This is a genomic window from Sediminibacterium sp. FW305-C-61 (assembly GCF_058231065.1).
Genome location: NZ_JBIQXR010000003.1, coordinates 170,983 through 188,275, shown reverse-complemented (window position 1 = coordinate 188,275; position 17,293 = coordinate 170,983). Strand labels below are relative to the sequence as shown.

At 33.8% G+C, this 17,293-nt stretch carries 16 protein-coding genes; all 16 read right to left on the bottom strand.

All coding sequences use genetic code 11. The features are described from left to right. Positions 1 to 13: 13 nt before the first annotated feature. Entirely contained in the window at positions 14 to 955 is a 942-nt protein-coding gene (locus ACH30E_RS09785; RefSeq protein WP_490824672.1) for an NAD-dependent epimerase/dehydratase family protein, read from the bottom strand. An 8-nt stretch (positions 956 to 963) separates the two neighbouring features. Next, positions 964 to 2,199 (bottom strand): class I SAM-dependent methyltransferase, encoded by a 1,236-nt coding sequence (locus tag ACH30E_RS09780; RefSeq protein ID WP_490824671.1) that lies wholly within the window; start codon positions 2,197 to 2,199, stop codon positions 964 to 966. Beyond that, a complete protein-coding gene (locus ACH30E_RS09775) occupies positions 2,186 to 3,475 on the bottom strand; it encodes an O-antigen ligase family protein (RefSeq protein ID WP_490824670.1) in 1,290 nt (429 codons plus the stop codon). Before ACH30E_RS09775 ends, ACH30E_RS09780 begins: the two co-directional genes overlap by 14 nt. Before the next feature lie 2 nt (positions 3,476 to 3,477). After that, positions 3,478 to 4,344: a hypothetical protein gene (locus ACH30E_RS09770; RefSeq protein ID WP_490824669.1), complete on the bottom strand. Its 867-nt coding sequence runs from the start codon at positions 4,342 to 4,344 to the stop codon at positions 3,478 to 3,480. Then, complete coding sequence (locus ACH30E_RS09765; protein ID WP_490847337.1) at positions 4,341 to 5,504, bottom strand: lipopolysaccharide biosynthesis protein; 1,164 nt, start codon at positions 5,502 to 5,504, stop codon at positions 4,341 to 4,343. Before ACH30E_RS09765 ends, ACH30E_RS09770 begins: the two co-directional genes overlap by 4 nt. Positions 5,505 to 5,769: 265 nt before the next feature. Then, the gene (locus tag ACH30E_RS09760; protein ID WP_490824667.1) at positions 5,770 to 7,065 is read right to left on the bottom strand and encodes a DegT/DnrJ/EryC1/StrS family aminotransferase; all 1,296 of its coding nucleotides are present in this window, start codon (positions 7,063 to 7,065) and stop codon (positions 5,770 to 5,772) included. After that, complete coding sequence (locus ACH30E_RS09755) at positions 7,062 to 8,102, bottom strand: glycosyltransferase family 2 protein (protein WP_490824666.1); 1,041 nt, start codon at positions 8,100 to 8,102, stop codon at positions 7,062 to 7,064. Before ACH30E_RS09755 ends, ACH30E_RS09760 begins: the two co-directional genes overlap by 4 nt. Positions 8,103 to 8,107: 5 nt before the next feature. After that, on the bottom strand, positions 8,108 to 9,235 hold the full coding sequence (locus ACH30E_RS09750; protein WP_490824665.1) for a DegT/DnrJ/EryC1/StrS family aminotransferase: 1,128 nt from the start codon (positions 9,233 to 9,235) through the stop codon (positions 8,108 to 8,110). A gap of 3 nt (positions 9,236 to 9,238) precedes the next feature. Continuing rightward, the gene (locus tag ACH30E_RS09745) at positions 9,239 to 10,558 is read right to left on the bottom strand and encodes a hypothetical protein (protein ID WP_490824664.1); all 1,320 of its coding nucleotides are present in this window, start codon (positions 10,556 to 10,558) and stop codon (positions 9,239 to 9,241) included. A 5-nt stretch (positions 10,559 to 10,563) separates the two neighbouring features. After that, positions 10,564 to 11,613 (bottom strand): GDP-mannose 4,6-dehydratase, encoded by a 1,050-nt coding sequence (gmd, locus tag ACH30E_RS09740; protein ID WP_490824663.1) that lies wholly within the window; start codon positions 11,611 to 11,613, stop codon positions 10,564 to 10,566. Between the two features lie 17 nt (positions 11,614 to 11,630). Next, a complete protein-coding gene (locus ACH30E_RS09735; RefSeq protein WP_490824662.1) occupies positions 11,631 to 12,803 on the bottom strand; it encodes an N-acetyl sugar amidotransferase in 1,173 nt (390 codons plus the stop codon). Then, a complete protein-coding gene (gene hisH, locus ACH30E_RS09730) occupies positions 12,793 to 13,449 on the bottom strand; it encodes an imidazole glycerol phosphate synthase subunit HisH (protein ID WP_490824661.1) in 657 nt (218 codons plus the stop codon). Before hisH ends, ACH30E_RS09735 begins: the two co-directional genes overlap by 11 nt. Before the next feature lies 1 nt (position 13,450). Continuing rightward, entirely contained in the window at positions 13,451 to 14,299 is an 849-nt protein-coding gene (hisF, locus tag ACH30E_RS09725; RefSeq protein WP_490824660.1) for an imidazole glycerol phosphate synthase subunit HisF, read from the bottom strand. Between the two features lie 5 nt (positions 14,300 to 14,304). Further along, positions 14,305 to 15,003: an acylneuraminate cytidylyltransferase family protein gene (locus tag ACH30E_RS09720; protein ID WP_490824659.1), complete on the bottom strand. Its 699-nt coding sequence runs from the start codon at positions 15,001 to 15,003 to the stop codon at positions 14,305 to 14,307. Continuing rightward, positions 15,003 to 16,445, bottom strand: a complete 1,443-nt coding sequence (locus ACH30E_RS09715) for an aminotransferase class I/II-fold pyridoxal phosphate-dependent enzyme (RefSeq protein ID WP_490824658.1) — start codon at positions 16,443 to 16,445, stop codon at positions 15,003 to 15,005. The genes ACH30E_RS09720 and ACH30E_RS09715 overlap by 1 nt, the downstream gene beginning before the upstream one ends. Next, complete coding sequence (locus tag ACH30E_RS09710) at positions 16,446 to 17,285, bottom strand: sugar phosphate isomerase/epimerase family protein (RefSeq protein WP_490824657.1); 840 nt, start codon at positions 17,283 to 17,285, stop codon at positions 16,446 to 16,448. It abuts the gene before it with no gap. Positions 17,286 to 17,293 lie beyond the last annotated feature (8 nt).

Genomic DNA, 17,293 nt, shown 5'->3' with positions numbered 1-17,293 from the left:
TTATAAATAATTTTCATTTTACCTTAGAGGGATTACTAAGATAATAGTTCAGCGTTTTTTCAATCCCCTGTTCTATTGTTATCTCAGGTGACCACCCCAATTCTTCGGCAATTTTATCACTATTCATTACACGCTTTAATGCGCCCGTAAACTTATTCGTATTATAAACAATTTCACCATCATATTGCAATTTCGCTTTGATTGTTTCAGCAATATACCTGATAGCATAAGATTTATTAACTCCTAAATTTAGCATAGTTGATGTTGCCTTTTCTGCCGCATGCAAAATTCCTTGTACCACATCGTCAACATGAATAAATTCACGCTCCTGTTCACCATTACCCCATATTTCTACCGTTGGTAGATTATTCAATTTTGCCTTTAAAAATTTCCCGATCAATGCTCCCATAACATGGGAATCTTCAGAAATACTATCTCCCTGCCCATATACAGTTGGTAGTACAACGCTGGTTAATGACATGCCAAATTCCTGTGCATAAGCCCGATTTGCAATCACAATGCCTTTTTTAGTAAAAGCATATGCATAGAGGTAATCCTCTGGTTCGGTATTGAATATTTCTGTCTCCGGATGTGGTTTATCATGGTCTGGATACACGCAATATGAAACTACGCTTGTTATTCTCGCTTTAGAAAAATACTTCTTTGCATTTTCGAAAAAATTATTGTTCATCGCAGTATTAACAAAAAGTTGCGTTGCCGGATGGTGAACAGGCCAACCTCCGGCTTTATACAATGCAGCTAAATGAAAAATATTAGAAACTTCATTCGACCACGATATTTTTTCAAAATAACTATTAACGGCTGCATAATCAGTTAAATTTAACTCCGACGAAGATGGGGCGAACACCTTTGACCCAGGAAAATTTAACCTGCAATAATCAGCGAGATGTTTCCCAATAAAACCTGTTCCTCCTGTAATAATGATATCTTTCATTAATTCAATTATTTTTTTTCTTCGTAAATATGTACATCAGGATTAGGCATGATGAATTTTCCACCTTTAGAAAGATAGTCTTTATACTTCTCAATAAAAAATTCTTTGAAATTCCATGCAAGTACCAAATAATAATCAGGTTGTTCAGTAATGTCATTTTCATGTACAACAGGTATATGAACCCCAGGCACAACTTTACCAACTTTATATGGGTTTACTTCTACAACCTTTGATACTAATTCTGGGCCAATTTTACCATAATTCAGCAAAGTACTACCTTTTACTGGAGCTCCTAAACCATATACTGTTTTACCCTCATCCTTCAATTTCTTTAACAACAATACAAGCTCATCTGTTGTGGTTTTAACTCTTTTCGCAAAATCATGATATGTATTGATGTTTTTGATACCGAACGCTTCTTCCTCTGCCATTACCTTAGAAACAGATTCATCCACATTATGCGAGGAAGATTTCTTTGCCGCAAATACAATTACAGATCCTCCATGAATATCATTATGCTCAACGTTGATGATTTTCATATCATTTTTATCAAATAGGATATCTAAAGCTGTAACAGAATAGATACAAGTATGTTCATGATAGAAATGATCATACTCAAGCTTTTCTATTACATCTTTTAGATTAACACACTGACACATAAATATAGATTCATCATCCATAGCAGCGTATAATCCTCTTACAAATTCATGCAAATCAGGAATATGATAAAAAACTGCTGTAGCTGTAATAACATTTGGAGTCAAACCAATTCTCTTTAGCATATTGCCAACTTCTTCGTTCCAGAATGTTTTAGCTACTAAAATACCATTCTCTCTAGCGAGCTTTCCTGTTATGGAGCCTGGATCTATACCCAAAGTTAGCATGCCTCTTTCTTTAAAAGCAGATAGTAAAGAACCATCATTCGCACCTATATCTACAATCAAAGAGTTGTTAGGGAGTTTAAATTTATTTACTACGTGTTCTGACAACCATTTAAAATGACGAACAACAGGAGTGCTATAACCAGAAATATACGGATGATTAGAAAACATTTCTTCCGGAGTAGGAAATTCATCAAGCTGCACTAGCCAGGAATCCTTACAAACAGACATATTTAATGTAAAATTCTTTTCTAAATGAACATCCTCTTTACTAAAGAAAATATTTCCGTTTGGTTGATCACCAAGCCTAATAAATGACTCGATATTGTCTGAACCAGTAACCATTGATTTACTTTGTTTCATTTGATTGTACGCTTAATGTTAAAAGATTAGAGTTAGTTGATAGAGCAATAAGAAAAAATATTAGAAACTGTACCTCAAACTTAGAAAATGTATCGTGCGAAAGTGAGGACAGTAAACTAAGTGTTACCACTATAGCTAGAGTTTTGGCAATTACATTTGAATTGATTTTAATAAAGAAATAAAGCTGCAATAACCAGATAAGTAAAAACAGCACACCAAAAATACCTAGTTCTACCAATATTTGTAAAACCGAGTTATGGGCACTATAGATATCAGGTGCATACACTGAAATAAGGTTAAACCCAATGCCCATTGGATATTTATAAAAAATATCTAATACTTCTGAAGTTAAAGAAGCATGACTTGCAGCAGAAGATTCAGGAGAAAATCGATACTCCAATATTGCGTATAGTACAGTATCCTTTAAATAAAAATTGGCTGCAAAAACGACACCTATTATAAGAAACAAAAACAAAGCTATAAAAGCAAATTTCGCCTTCGACCTTACAAATTTATTATAAATTAAATACACTAAAAGTATTAAAAGGATAGATGAAGAATAAGTAATAAGAATACCTGTAAAAAACAGGAACCTCCAAATTTTTTTATTTTTGATACCTAATAAGTCTGCATGCCTTTGAACCAAAATAAAGCCAAACAAAAAAATAAGTGCCGCCTGACTTGGATCACCGCTCAAGGCAGATGAACGGTAGAAAATAGTATCTCCTATACCAAAAATATCATCATTAATGGATGACCGGTTTTCAGCATCTAACATTGGCATTAATTCGCTGATTTTAGCAGAGATATCAATATCGAATGTATACTGAAGAATTTGTTCCAGAAATGCGTAAAAGAGTACAAAAACGATTCCAAAGAAAAAATAACGAAAATATTTAATAGCTCTTTGGCCAGAAATACTTGAAAAGAAAATCATAATCAGTATAAGCGGCCCATAAAGAACAAGGTAAAAAATAACTCCTTTATATAACAATGATCCATCTATATTATTAATCAGCATAGGAATAATCGAAATCGTAATTGGTATTAAAAACAACATTTTAATACCCCACAATTTTATTAATTCATTACTAAAGCTGATTGATAGGAATTTTGGTTTTAAACTCAATAATAGGATTACAATAAAATAAAACGGAACAAAGAAACCTACCCTGAAACCAAAATCAAAATACCATTTACTACAAAAAACAGTTATAAAGAATAATTGCAATGAAATATCAATGAAATAAGATTTATTATCTCGTACATTATCCATGCCTATCTGTATAGTGGATTTTTAAGTTTTCTTCTAATACTTAATACCAGACGATATGGCCAGAATTTAGATAATTTTGAATAAATCCAGCGAGTTCCTTTTGGGGGATAAAAACCTGCTTCATTTGAGTATAATAATTCCGCGTCATATAAATCCATCCCTTTCATAGCTCCGTCACTAAAAAGTGCATGACACTCCTCTTTTTCTGCATGAAAAAAAGGATTGGATGTTGCGGGCTTGCTATGATACTGATGAATAATTTTTACCTGATCGGAAAAATCAATCACTTTTATATTATTGTATCTGCAATAATACACCACCCAGTTGTCTGTAAGGCACCTTCCAATTGGAAATGGAGGAAAGGGAATATTAGTTGTTTTGTGCAATACCCATAAATCTATACCACTTCTCTCCCTTTTAATTCCGTGTTGAAGACAGAGGTTAAAATAATCATCTGACCTTAGATCCCCCATTTTTATGGAAGGATCTTTAACATCATACCGGCAACATATACCAAGATACTGACCAAATTGTTGTGATGCACGCTGGTCAAACAGTAACATATCTTTACCTAAATTTTTTGGCAACAAAACATCTGCAGTGATATAACATATAACATCATATTTTGCAATTTTAAATACCTCTTCAAACATGCTATCCAGCAGAGGAGCGCCAGAACGTGATCTCTTGACGGTATTTAAAATTTTAACATTCAGTCCTTTCAATGCTTCGTAAACAGTTTTGTCCTCATCTTCTATAATAATCACTTCACAAGAAGAATCAATATTTAACCAGCTTAAAATGGCCTGGATTTGCACTTGACCTATATCCCTTACAAATGGGCGCATTGGTGAGAAAATCGTAATCAAAATCGAACCTGTTTTAAATATTTGAGATAAAATTCCTTATTCTGGTATTCCCTAAATAAAAGAAATAGTAAAAAAAAGATTATAATACTAATAAATAGTGTAAATGATTCAACATAAAATAATGCAAAGAATAAACCTGTTAGCAATACTATTGATTCAATTACTGGAATCAGTATCATTGAAAATGTATTCATTTCGCGGAAAAAAAACGGGAAAATCACCAATGCTAAACCATTAACTAAAATAAAAGATAAAGAAGCACCTTTTATTCCAAAATAGGTAGTTAAAAAATAAGAAACCAAAATATTGATTACGCTATAAACTACATTAGCGAGCGCAAGTTTACTTGTATTCTTCCTTATATAATACCAAGGCGATATTATCATAAAGAAGAAAATAAAATTTAAACTTGGAAGAAGCAAAAAGAAAATGTTGATGTTCTTTACATACTCTTTCTTAATAATAATATCCAGTAGGCCCAACTGATAAAAACCTGCAGTTGCAAAAAGAGAAATAGTTGTAAGCAGTACAAATACCTGATTTATACGCTTAACAAAGAATATAATACTACCATCATTGCCTAAAATTTTATCCATCGCATATGGCCCCCATGTTTTGTTCAACATTGAAATGAGGCCTTGACCAAACACAATAAATTGAAGATAAAATTGAAAAGAAGCCAAATTAATGGTTTGCTTATCAATCGACATCACTATTCTACTCGAATAATCGGCCACTACGCTAAAGATTATATAAAAAACCAAAGGAGTACCGTAAATGAGCAATTCCTTGGCAACAGAGCGGTCATATTTGAATTCCCCATCATCATCAATCGTATAGTTATCTGTACGCTTCCTAATCAGAAAAAATAATACGCACAATGAAAACAAATTACAACATATGACTCCAGTTAATGACGAATCGATATATAGATACAAAAGGATCATTACTACCTGCGATATAGATCTTACAATTACCAGGCTTCTGTACTTTCTGGACTGCCCTAATGAAACCAGGTGTGAAAGGTAGAATTGATAAAAAGCCTCTCCTGCCCCCAATAAAATCACCAACAGTAATAGTATAAAATCAACATTTACTATTTTGCTAAATATTGAAGGTCCTAAACAGATTGAAAGAAGTGATGTAATAACAGAAGCCATTGAAACGATCACTAATGCAGTAAAAAAAAAAGTTTTACGCAAATTGCTATTCCTGTAGAACCTGATAATAGCTGCATCCATGCCGAAAATATTCAACTTAGAAAACATCTGTATTAAAAACAACAAAATACTATATCTCGCAAAATCCACTACTCCAACCCTTGCGGAAATAATAAAGAGAAGCAGGATATTTCCTAAAGCTGATATAACCGAACTAGTCAGATAATTAAATAGAGAGCCGATTTTACTTTTCGCAGTCTCCATCTTAAAAGTTGATCTTACTCAAAACGTCAGCATAGTAAGTAAAAATATCATCGTTGTAATGTGGAGAACAACCAACAAAGAAAACATGGCTTAATGCTTTATTAGCATTAGGATACTTTTGGTATTCATCAAGATGACTGAATGCCGGGTGCAAAAGTAAATTACCCGCAAAATAATTTCTTGTTTGAATTTTATTGTCTTCCAAAAACGTTACAAGCTTTTCTTTATGAGCTTGAGACTCACATATAATTGGCACACCAAACCAGGATGGATCAGCCTTTTCGAGGACTGCAGCAGGTGTAACAGAAGGAACGTATTTTGCAAAAAGCTCCTGGACCCTTTTTTTATTCTTTCTTCTGTTTTTCTCAATCTCTTCAAATTTTTGCAATTGTTCTAACCCAATTGCTCCCTGAAGATCTAAAGGCTTAAGGTTATATCCAATATTAGTAAAATAATATTTATGATCGATAATTCCGTTATAGCTTTCCAGCCATTTATCAAATCTATTCTTACAAGTTCCACAGGAAAGTAGATTAGCAGAGCCCACACAATAACAATCTCTTCCCCACCATGATACACTTCTAACTATATCAATAAATTTTTCATCATTAGAGGAAATCATTCCACCTTCACCCGTACTTATATGGTGAGCTGGATAAAAAGAACAAGATGAGCAATAATAATAATCAGTAAGATATGCACCACCCCACTTCGAACCTAAACTATCACAATTATCCCCAATCAATAATAGATTATATTCTTTTGAAATTTCAATAAGACGATCAATATTAGGAGGATTACCTAATACAGGAGAAATAAAGATCCCCTTTGTTTTGTTGGTTATCTTTTCAACCAGAAGATTCAAATCGAAATTTAATGTTTCGAATTCTATATCTACAAAAACGGGAGTTAAGTTATTTTGGATAAGTGGAGAAATTGTCGTCGGAAAACCAACTGGAGATACTAATATTTCATCTCCATCATTCCAATTCATATGTTTCTTTAATGCAGTAATCATAGCCAAATTCGCAGAACTTCCCGAATTGACCATATGAGAAAATTTGAAGTTGAAATACTTGCTAAATCTACTTTCAAATTTGTGCACGTTCTCTCCAGAAACTACCCATTTGCCATGAAGTAGACTATTAACTGCCGCAAGTATTTCCTTTTCATCCCAATATGGTCCAGAATAATATACAGTGGATTTACCAGGAATAAATTCTTTAGCATTATATATGTATGGTGGTAATTTATCTGCAAGTGCAGATTTAACATTTTCCATTAATAGTTCATTCATAATTTGAAGTTTGGTTTAAGTGATAATTTAAGCGCATGAAGAAATCCTTTCATACCAGTAATGCTAGAAAATTTAATTACCCTCCATGCTTTAATTTTTAACCGGTCGATTATTGACTGCTTATGATAATATAATTTAAGTTCTGCAAATTCACTCTCATTCAGATTTATACTCTGTTTAATTTCTTCGAAAGGTAATTTAGATTGTACGACCTGTAAGTATACAAAAGTTTTCCTGAAAGGATATGATTTGATGAATCGTTCAATGGCTGGTTCTATGTCATTTCTTAAACAAAGATTTCGGAGTATTAGTGCACGTGAAATTAGGTTGGGCAAAATGCCTGCCGTTTGATTAGGCTGGTAGTTTGTTCCAACAGCATCAAATCGCCTATACGACATCAATACTTTAGGAATTACTGTTATTCTCAATCCAGATAAGACAACATCCATTAAATACATTAAATCATCTCCTATACCAATTGAATAGTTAGGTTTAATATTTCGAGTAGCTTCTTTATTGAAACAGAAAGTTACAGGTGAGTAAAACCAGTATGGAAAAATGTCGCAACATAAAAATTCTTTCACCAATTTTATATTGCTTATATCTAAATCGAAAGTTTTTGGAGAATACCTTTCATATTTAACTAACTCGTGTTGATCTATATAATTATAACCGAAGTTGAATACATGACTATTACTATTATGCTGAATATAATCATAAATAGTCTCCAAAGCGTTAGGCATTAATAAATCGTCATCACAAAGAAATATTACCCACTTAGCACTTGCCTTATCGATCAGAAAAGCCCTATTTGCAGGCTCTCGTAAATTATTCTCCTGACTAAAAAATTTCACACGGGGGTCTGCCAGGTAAGGCTGCAAATTGTAGATAATCTCATCTCTTCTTGGCGATTTATCATCAGAAATAAGCAATTCAAAATCAGTGTATGTGTTTTTAAGTACCGATTCAACTGCCTTTACAATAAACTCAGGTCTGTTATAAGATGGTATCAGAACAGAAAAAAAGGGGGTTCCCATTACTTTTATTTGAACGATTTAACCATATCAATAATATATTCAACATCACTGTCAGACAGGGAACTATGCAGAGGAATACAGAGTGTTCTGTCAGCTGCATAATCAGAGTTTGGACATTCTGCGTCATTCAATTTAAAATAATCTACTCTATGAAGTGGGAAATACCTAAACGTAGAGTAAATATTTTTTTCTTTAAGGAAATTTGCAAACCTATCTCTTTCGTCTAATTGAACCCAGTAAAAATAGTATGAGCTTTCCATGTAAGAAGGAATCGCAGGAGGTAGTTTTAGCCAATCTAATTGCTTAAATTCTTCTGTGTATCTTTCATGAATAGCTTTTCTGCGTGCAATTTTTCCTGGTAAAGACTCAAGTTGTGCAATGCCAATAGCCCCTGCTATATTATTCATGATTGATCGTCTGCCAGGCCTAGTTATTTGGTATTCCCACCAAGTAGTATTGCCTCCTTTATAACTATCGATTCCACTTTTTTGTCTGTTGGGTAATCCAAGATAGATTAATTCTTTTAATATTTCCTTTTGCTCTTCATCATCTATATATATCATCCCGCCATCTCCGGTACAGATAATCTTCATGGCGTCAAAAGACCACATTCCCATATTTCCCAAAGTACCAGCAGCTTTGCCTTTATAGAAGCTAACAGGACAACAGGCACTATCTTCTATTAAAATAATATTATGTTCTTTACACAATTGTATAATTTCGTCCATTTCGCAAGGAACACCTCCATAATGGGTAATTATAACAGCCTTTGTATTTTTTGATATGCATCTGTTGATGTGCTCGGCTGTTGCGTTGAGTGTATGCTTATCAACATCACATAAAACCAGCTTGGCACCTGCATCTACAACGCAATTACCTACTGCACCAAAACTTACACTTGGCGCAATTATTTCATCACCTGGTTTAAAATCATACAATTTGGCCGCTAGAAATAAAGCTTCAGTACAGCTATTGGTTGATGTAAAGTACTTAGACTCTGACTTGAGTACATTTGCAAATCCTTCCTCAAACTTCAATACATAATCGCCTTTCCCAATCCAGTTTGATTTGAAAACTTCAGATAATTTAGAAAGCTCTGCTTCACCTAAATCAGGTTGAAAGATATTGATCATCGTTTAGGTTTTATTTAATTTAAAAAAGTAGTCGGAATAAGATGGGAAAAGAGCTAAATCCGGATCACTTTCATCATTGGAACTACGAAAATGAAAACTCTCAGTTAAGCTACTAAAACAGCGATATAAACTCTTTTCATTTATAAGCTGATCATATCGATTTATTTCACCATCAAGGTAAGTATGTAATTCAAGATGTGAAGTAATGCCGCAAATAAATTTATGCTCTTTATACCTACTACTAATCAGAGAAGAAATTAATAATATGGTTGAAAGTCCGGGAGGTAAATCTATTATAATTTTACTTCGCACCACGTACTTCAAAACATTCTCTGTTTTGTTTACGATTAAAACATTTACATCATCAGATTTGATGTTATTGAAAAAGTTATCAAGTTCGTACTTTGTAGTAAAATCGGGATGCGGTTTTACTACAATTTCAGTTATATTATGCTGAAGAATAAAATTCTTCAAAGACTTAACTATAAGTTCCTGATTACCATTTTCTATATCAAAAAAGAGGGGGTGTACAAGAAACAAGAGTTGTATTGAACCACTACTATTTAACTTATCAATATCAATATCAGAAATAAAAAGATCGATAGGAATTGATAGGTTCAAAATGGGGTGTCGAATATAACTAACTTTATTGCTTACAATGGATCGACTCTTATAAATGGCATACGCTCTTTTCTCATAAACAATCGCCGATGAATTGAAAAGTTCTCCACTTACACAATTCATGTTAATATAGCTCCGAAATCGAAATTTAGGTTTAAAGCCGGCTAGCAATAAAAGAAAAACGTGAATATACAAGTAACCAAGAATGTAATAAGTTTGAATCAGAAATTCCGATATAAGTGAATTCCTAAAAAGACTATTTATGTTAACTAGCTTGGTTTTTAACAGTTGTTTTTTAAGTTTTATATTGAAATTTATATCTACTTCCGCCATTGACTGTACACATACAATCGGAATTTTTAATTTCTCAAAAAATGATGCAAAGGCCATTGAAATGAAAGACATACAATCATTCTCAATCAATAATGCATCCGGCCTGTAGGCATTATATATAACTTCAATGTTTTCTTTAACTGTTCTTGCCTGGTAAAATAAACTACGTAAACCAAATGTGGGAAACAAATCAGTTTTATAAACAATAAGGTTTTTATGTGACAGAATTGATTCATGTTTTGATAAGATCAATTCGATGTCATCGTCTGCAAGCAGTACTACCTCATGGTGCATCAATAAATCATACAACACACCAATTAATGTAGTATGAAAAGCTCTTCCGAAATAAGGGTGAAATAGTATTCTCAAATTTACTATTGCGCGTTCCTTTCGTTTAATGCTCTTTTCAGGTCGTTTTCAAGCATCTCGTCAATTAACTGATCAATACCGGTTTTGGGTTGCCATCCGAGAAGTTTTGCCGCTAATGAAGAGTCGCCAAGTAATGTTTCTACTTCAGCCGGACGATAGTAAAATGGGTCAACTTTAACGATTACTCTTCCATTTTGATCAACACCTGTCTCATTCTCACCTTCACCCTGCCAAGTAATCTGCATGCCTATCTTCTGTGTGCATTTTTCAATAAATTCTCTTACAGAATACTGAACTCCAGTTGAAATAACAAAATCTCTTGGTTCATCTTGCTGAAGCATTAACCATTGCATTTCAACATAATCTCTTGCATGCCCCCAGTCTCGTTTTGAATCGAGATTACCAAGATAAAGTGTTTGCTGAATACCATGATGTATTCTTGCTAAAGCACGTGTAATTTTTCTTGTAACGAAAGTCTCGCCTCTTCTAGGCGATTCGTGGTTGAACAAAATACCGTTACAAGCGTAAATTCCATAAGCCTCACGATAATTCACCGTAATCCAATAAGAATACAATTTAGCAATAGCGTAGGGGCTCCGTGGATAAAATGGAGTTTTTTCGGTCTGGGGAATTTCTTGTACCAACCCGTATAATTCAGAAGAACTAGCTTGGTAAAACTTGGTTTTTTTAGTTAAACCAAGTGTACGGATAGCTTCCAATATTCTAAGTGTACCTAATGCATCTGCATTAGCAGTATATTCAGGCTCCAAAAAAGAAACTGCAACATGGCTTTGCGCAGCCAGGTTATAAATTTCATCAGGTTCTACCTCCTTTATGACCCTAATCAAACTAGACGAATCGGTCATATCAGCATAATGTATCTTAAACTGGTTATAACCCAAATGCTGGTCCTTTATAAGGTGGTCTATTCTTTCTGTATTAAAAAGAGAAGTTCTACGTTTAATACCATGAACTTCATAATTTTTGCTCAGTAGGAGTTCTGCTAAATATGATCCGTCTTGACCGGTAACCCCCGTAATAAGTGCTTTTTTCATTTATCTTAAATAAAGTTTTATTGTTCCCAGATATGTTTCTTTAATTCCCAATTTCCTTCGGCTGATTTAGTCCAAATGTGATCAGACCTCCAACTGTCGATAACTTCCCAAAAATACTCTTCCGTTATATTACAGTATTCAAGGAAAGTGGGGAAAAATTTTTTCGGAAATTCTCCATCAAATTTCTTCACCAGTTGAACAGCTTCTTCCCTGGTAATGTGCCCATCTCTAACTTCATGTGCCGCGTCAGATGTACATCTTCCAATACCAAACTTAATGAAAGACAAATAATAATGGAAACCATCTAATTTATCATCTAGTGAAGCGTATTTTGAATAGGTTCCTTCGCTACGCACAGGATTGGCTTGAAAACCTGTATTTTCTACACAATAATAAAAATTTTCCTGAGGCACCCATTTCTTATAATAACCATAAAAATGGATTTCAGTATTTAAATTATCCAGTTCTTCATCAGATGGTGGCATGTAGGGAACCAGATCCTCTTCCTTTATACCGTATTTTACAAAATCTTCAGGAGATAGATTTGAAAAATAGTGTTTCTTTTGATCACCTTTATAATCTCTGGTTGGTTTAAATGCATTCTTCATATCACCACCATATTCTACTTCCCCATTCTCTCCATACATTATTAGCGGTACCTGGTATTGTACTGCAGCTTTTAGGGGAAAATTGTATTGACCGTAAATAAATGGTTGGAATGGGTCTCCAAGTATTTCAAAAGATAGTTTTGTAAGTTTCTTATGTGTAATGCCTGGTGGGGTTGAAAGTATATTTGCTAAATCTCCCACTCGAATCATATTGTGCAGATTCTGAAAACCAATATCAGTATAAAGGTGCGGTGCCCAGGTTACCGTTAATGGATTCATGTTGTATTTATGTTTCAATTCATGGGCTATATATGCTGCATCCTTACCACCGCTACAGGGAACAATTACGTCATATGTTCCGTCATTTCTTCTATGCTTGTCAAGTAATGCAACCAACTCTTGCTCCCTTTGATTCCAATCGAATGAGTTTTTCTTTAAATCAGCAAATGTACATGCTGAACAAATTCCGTTTTCATCGAACGTAATTCGCGGACGCTGGTTTGACATAACACATCGTTTGCAAAATATAACTTCATCGGGCAGATTATACCTTGCTTTTGTGTTTTTGGGTTCAACTTTCATTTATTAGTGATTTAAAATTTTGGTAAATATTTAATCCATGCTGTCCACTCTTTTCGGGGTGGAATTGAAATCCGAATATATTATTCTTCACAACAGAAGAGCAATATTCAAAATTATTATATTTTGTTAGAGATAAGATATTTTCTGCATTTGTGGGGAGTACATAGAAAGAATGTACGAAGTACATAAATTCATTATTACTAAATTTTGAAAGTGGTGTATTTTCAGGAAATTCGGAATTCTTGTCTTTACAGTAAATTTTATTCCACATTATTTGTGGAATCTTTTCTACTATAGTTGCATCGAATTTTATACACTTACCAGGAATTAGTCCAATACCTTGCTGCACTCCGAACTCTTCACTTTCACTCATTAATAATTGCATGCCCAAACAGACACCCATTATATATTTACCCTTTTGAGCAAAATCATGTATTACATCAATGAGATCATTCTTCTTAAGATTACCCATAGCTACCCCAAATGCACCAACCCCTGGGAGAATAATTGCATCAGCTTTCTTTAATTCATTTTTATCAGAGGTAATTATAGCATTTATACCTACTTTTTCACAGGCTTTTTTTACACTATAAAGATTACCTATTCCATAATCAATTATAGCAACTAATTTTTCTGAATTTGACATACTAACTAACTCTCAATTGAATTTTATTGTTACTTAAATATCTCTTCAACTCCTTAATACTAATGGATTCAATATGTTTTACCAGCGTTCCGCTTTTCAAAAAATCCAGGTTCCCTTCTATAAAATCATTATTATGTGTGGGAACTCTTTTGATAAAATCATAGTGAAATATCGATGCCAGTGAAACTGCATCAATATTACATTCATTTAGCACTGATAATACATGTTCCTTTGAGCCTGCGCCACCATGTGCTACAACCGGAATTTTTCGATTCTTACTAACCAGATTAATTAATTCAAAATCGAACCCTTTTCCTGTTCCATCTCTATCAACTGATGTTATAACTATTTCCCCGGCACCCAAATCTTCAACTTCATTTGCCCAATCTACTACATTTAGTCCTGTATACTCTCTACCATTATCAATAAAACATAGATAGTTATTATCGGGTTGTTTGATGGCTTCGAGGGCTACAACGATTGTCGAAGAACCAAACTCTAAAACTGCATCACGAATAAAAGTAGGTCTTTTAATGGCTGCAGTATTAATCAGTACTTTATCTGCCCCAGCTCGAAGTATATTACGGATATCTTCAATGCTTCTTACCCCTCCGCCCACAGTCAATGGTATAAAAATTTCATTTGCAGTTTCTTCAATAATTTTCATCAAACTATTCCTTTCATAGAGACTAGCAACCACATCCATGTATAATAATTCATCTGCTCCATTTTCATAATAAAACTTCGCAAAGTCAGATGGTTTTCCCAAAACCCTAAGTCCTTCCAAATGTATTCCTTTTACAAGATTGGGGCCTTTAATATCAATTCTGGGAATGATTCGAATGTTCATAAAAATTAAGGATTATCTAATATTCGTTTAATTGCGGATTCTGCTTCTTCAAAATCTGCAAGGGAATCTATATCAATCGATCTGTCATTTGGCATAACGTATGCCATTGTTTCATTAGTAAGAAAGGTTTTAACTTTTTTCAACCATGAAACTTCAGCTAAATAAATTGCGCCATTAAGGAAAAAAGTATCTGGCAAATCTTGTCTTCTTGATGGTAAGCTTTCAATATCGAATAGCGAAATTAGATGTCCATTAGAAGAAAGCTTAAAAGTCCAGTATGGATTCTCAGTTGACAGAGAAACACTAACACATGCATTTGCTTGTGCCTTTTGCATGTCATTAAATGCCTTTTCAATATCGAAACCGAATCTTAAAGGTGAGGTTGGTTGTAGCATACATACGTACTTATAGTCATTATAGTATTCAAGTATGTGTAATACAACATCTATACTTTTAGATTCATCAGTTGCAAGAGATGCAGGTCGTAAGAAAGGAACTTCAGCACCATAATCAAGGGCGGTATCTCTAATTATTTCGCTATCAGTACTTACAATTACTTTATCAATAAAGGAAGTATTTTTTGCTGCCTCTATAGTCCAGGCAATTAAAGGTTTGCCATGTAATGTTTTAATATTTTTATTTGGCAATCCTTTACTTCCGCCTCTTGCAGGTATAATCGCTAGCACATTTGACATTTCAACCATTACTGGTATTTATTTGCAAATGAAACGATACAATTACAAATATAAGTTAGCTCCATTTCAGAAAGATTTGCCGAAGATGGCAGGCTAAATCCTGATTTAGAGATCCTAGATGACACTTGCAACTCATCCGCATCTCCGAAATTTTTATAGGGTGGCATGCTATGCATTGCATAAAACACCGGTCTTGTTTCAACACCTAAATTTCCTAAGAAATCAATTAGTTCATCTCTTTGAAATGGCGAATCTGGTTTTACCACAATGGTATAAAGCCAATTGGAATTTATTGTATCAGGTATGTTTAATGGCAATTGAAAAAAGGGAATTTTGCCGAATGCATCATTGTATGATTTTGCTATTCGTCTTTTTGCATTAACAAATTCATTAAGGCGTTCAAACTGGGCTACTCCAACAGCGGCTTGAAGGTTTGTTAATCTGTAATTATACCCAACCTCTGCATGCCAATATCTTTTTGACTTAAGCATTCCATGGTCTCTTAGCATAGCTGCCCGTTCTGCCACTTCCTGATTCTTAAAGATTACCATACCACCTTCACCTGTTGTAATAGTCTTATTTCCATAAAAACTAAATGTTGCCACATCACCAAAAGTTCCTACAGGCTTATCTTTATAATAACTACCAAGTGCTTCAGCGCAATCTTCAATTACAAACAGTTGGTACTTTTCAGCAATTTTTTGTATTTCAGTCATGTTACAGGGTTGTCCATAAAGATGTACAACCATAATTGCCTTTGTCTTTGATGTAATTTTTGATTCAATCTTCTGAACATCAATATTCCATGTATCCCGATCAATATCAACTAAGACTGGGGTAGATTTTGCGTATAGAATTGCATTAACACTTGCAGCAAATGTCAAATCAGGAACAAGTACTTCATCCCCCTGACCAATATTTAATGCTTCAATTGCTAAATGTAAGGCTACAGTGCCGTTACTTACCGCTAATGCACTAAATTTTTGATGGTATTCGGAAAACATCTGTTCAAACTGTTTAACATATTTCCCTTGAGAAGAAATCCAGTTAGTTTTAACACAATCTGTAACATATGCTAATTCATTTCCTGTAAGTACAGGAGTTGCGATAGAAATTCTACGTATTTTATTTATTGTTGAAAAATCAACTAACCTACCATCAGAATCAATTAATGGTATCACTTTAACTGTATCATTTATCATGCTCAATAGTGTTGCACTATCTGTATCAACAGGCATTGCAACAAAATTGTGATTCATAACAATATTAACAGGGGTGTCTAGTGTTTTATCTCCCAATAAAGATCTCCTGATATCACCATCAGTTAATACACCGATCAATTTGTCGCTATTATCCGTGACAAATACAATCCCAAGGCCTGTTTTATCCAAAACCAACAATGCTGTCTTAATGATGTCGGTATGCTTAATTGAGATTTCTTTTACATCCATTTATATATTTTTTAATATAGATATAAGCTTATTAATTTCTTTTACTGTTAAATGTTTCACTTCTATTACATGTTCAACTGTATTGAAGTGATGCATATACTTTAAAAACCAATATGACGTATCAAATGGCGAATTTGAATCTACTGCCCCATCATTATCGCTGTGATGAACAGCACTAATATAAGGTATGAGTGAAGCTATTTCTGTATCCTGGTCTAAAGATAACGTTGTGCAACTTACTTTAAAATGGGCTGTATCAAACAATATACCCAAACGAGGGTGATTAAAATAGGTAATCATTTCACCCATCTCATTAGATGTACAACATAAAAATGGAATTTCTCCAAATTTATAATTAAACTTTGCAAGTACATTATTCTCAATCAAAAAATCAACTTCATATAAGCCTGCATACGAAAGAATTGTCTCAATTGACTTATAAAACAATTCCACATGCAACTTTCTATCAAAAGATTCGTTTATTGCAATTGTCTTACCCAACTCTTTCGGATCGGGATCAATACAGAAACCAGCATGTGCAGCAAAAAAAGGAGAGTCAGATTCTTTTGCCAGTTGAAGGCCTTTTATACAGTGATTGACAGATCGTTCGCGGATAGCTTCATTTGAACTAGCCAGATTAATAACAAAAGGATTATCGGGAGCAGGAAAATAATTGTGAGGCATACGCTTGACAGAACAATTTCTGTATATGTCTTCTATATCAGAACGGTAGGGCAACCCGGAACTAAATTCAAGGGAGAAATTGTTTTCCTTTGCAACTGAAATAATTTCTTCAATTGAATTTCCAGAGAAGGCCACTGTACTAATATAGATTTCCATTCTGTCCG

Bases quoted from the DNA above. Each gene is read 5' to 3' on its own strand.
- ACH30E_RS09785 (WP_490824672.1), bottom strand. From the start codon at position 955: ATGAAAGATATCATTATTACAGGAGGAACAGGTTTTATTGGGAAACAT.
- ACH30E_RS09735 (WP_490824662.1), bottom strand. From the start codon at position 12,803: ATGAAAGTTGAACCCAAAAACACAAAAGCAAGGTATAATCTGCCCGAT.
- ACH30E_RS09720 (WP_490824659.1), bottom strand. From the start codon at position 15,003: ATGGTTGAAATGTCAAATGTGCTAGCGATTATACCTGCAAGAGGCGGA.
- hisF (WP_490824660.1), bottom strand. From the start codon at position 14,299: ATGAACATTCGAATCATTCCCAGAATTGATATTAAAGGCCCCAATCTT.
- ACH30E_RS09710 (WP_490824657.1), bottom strand. From the start codon at position 17,285: ATGGAAATCTATATTAGTACAGTGGCCTTCTCTGGAAATTCAATTGAA.
- ACH30E_RS09780 (WP_490824671.1), bottom strand. From the start codon at position 2,199: ATGAAACAAAGTAAATCAATGGTTACTGGTTCAGACAATATCGAGTCA.
- gmd (WP_490824663.1), bottom strand. From the start codon at position 11,613: ATGAAAAAAGCACTTATTACGGGGGTTACCGGTCAAGACGGATCATAT.
- ACH30E_RS09760 (WP_490824667.1), bottom strand. From the start codon at position 7,065: ATGAATGAACTATTAATGGAAAATGTTAAATCTGCACTTGCAGATAAA.
- ACH30E_RS09765 (WP_490847337.1), bottom strand. From the start codon at position 5,504: ATGGCTTCTGTTATTACATCACTTCTTTCAATCTGTTTAGGACCTTCA.
- ACH30E_RS09750 (WP_490824665.1), bottom strand. From the start codon at position 9,235: ATGATCAATATCTTTCAACCTGATTTAGGTGAAGCAGAGCTTTCTAAA.
- ACH30E_RS09775 (WP_490824670.1), bottom strand. From the start codon at position 3,475: ATGGATAATGTACGAGATAATAAATCTTATTTCATTGATATTTCATTG.
- ACH30E_RS09715 (WP_490824658.1), bottom strand. From the start codon at position 16,445: ATGGATGTAAAAGAAATCTCAATTAAGCATACCGACATCATTAAGACA.
- hisH (WP_490824661.1), bottom strand. From the start codon at position 13,449: ATGTCAAATTCAGAAAAATTAGTTGCTATAATTGATTATGGAATAGGT.
- ACH30E_RS09755 (WP_490824666.1), bottom strand. From the start codon at position 8,102: ATGGGAACCCCCTTTTTTTCTGTTCTGATACCATCTTATAACAGACCT.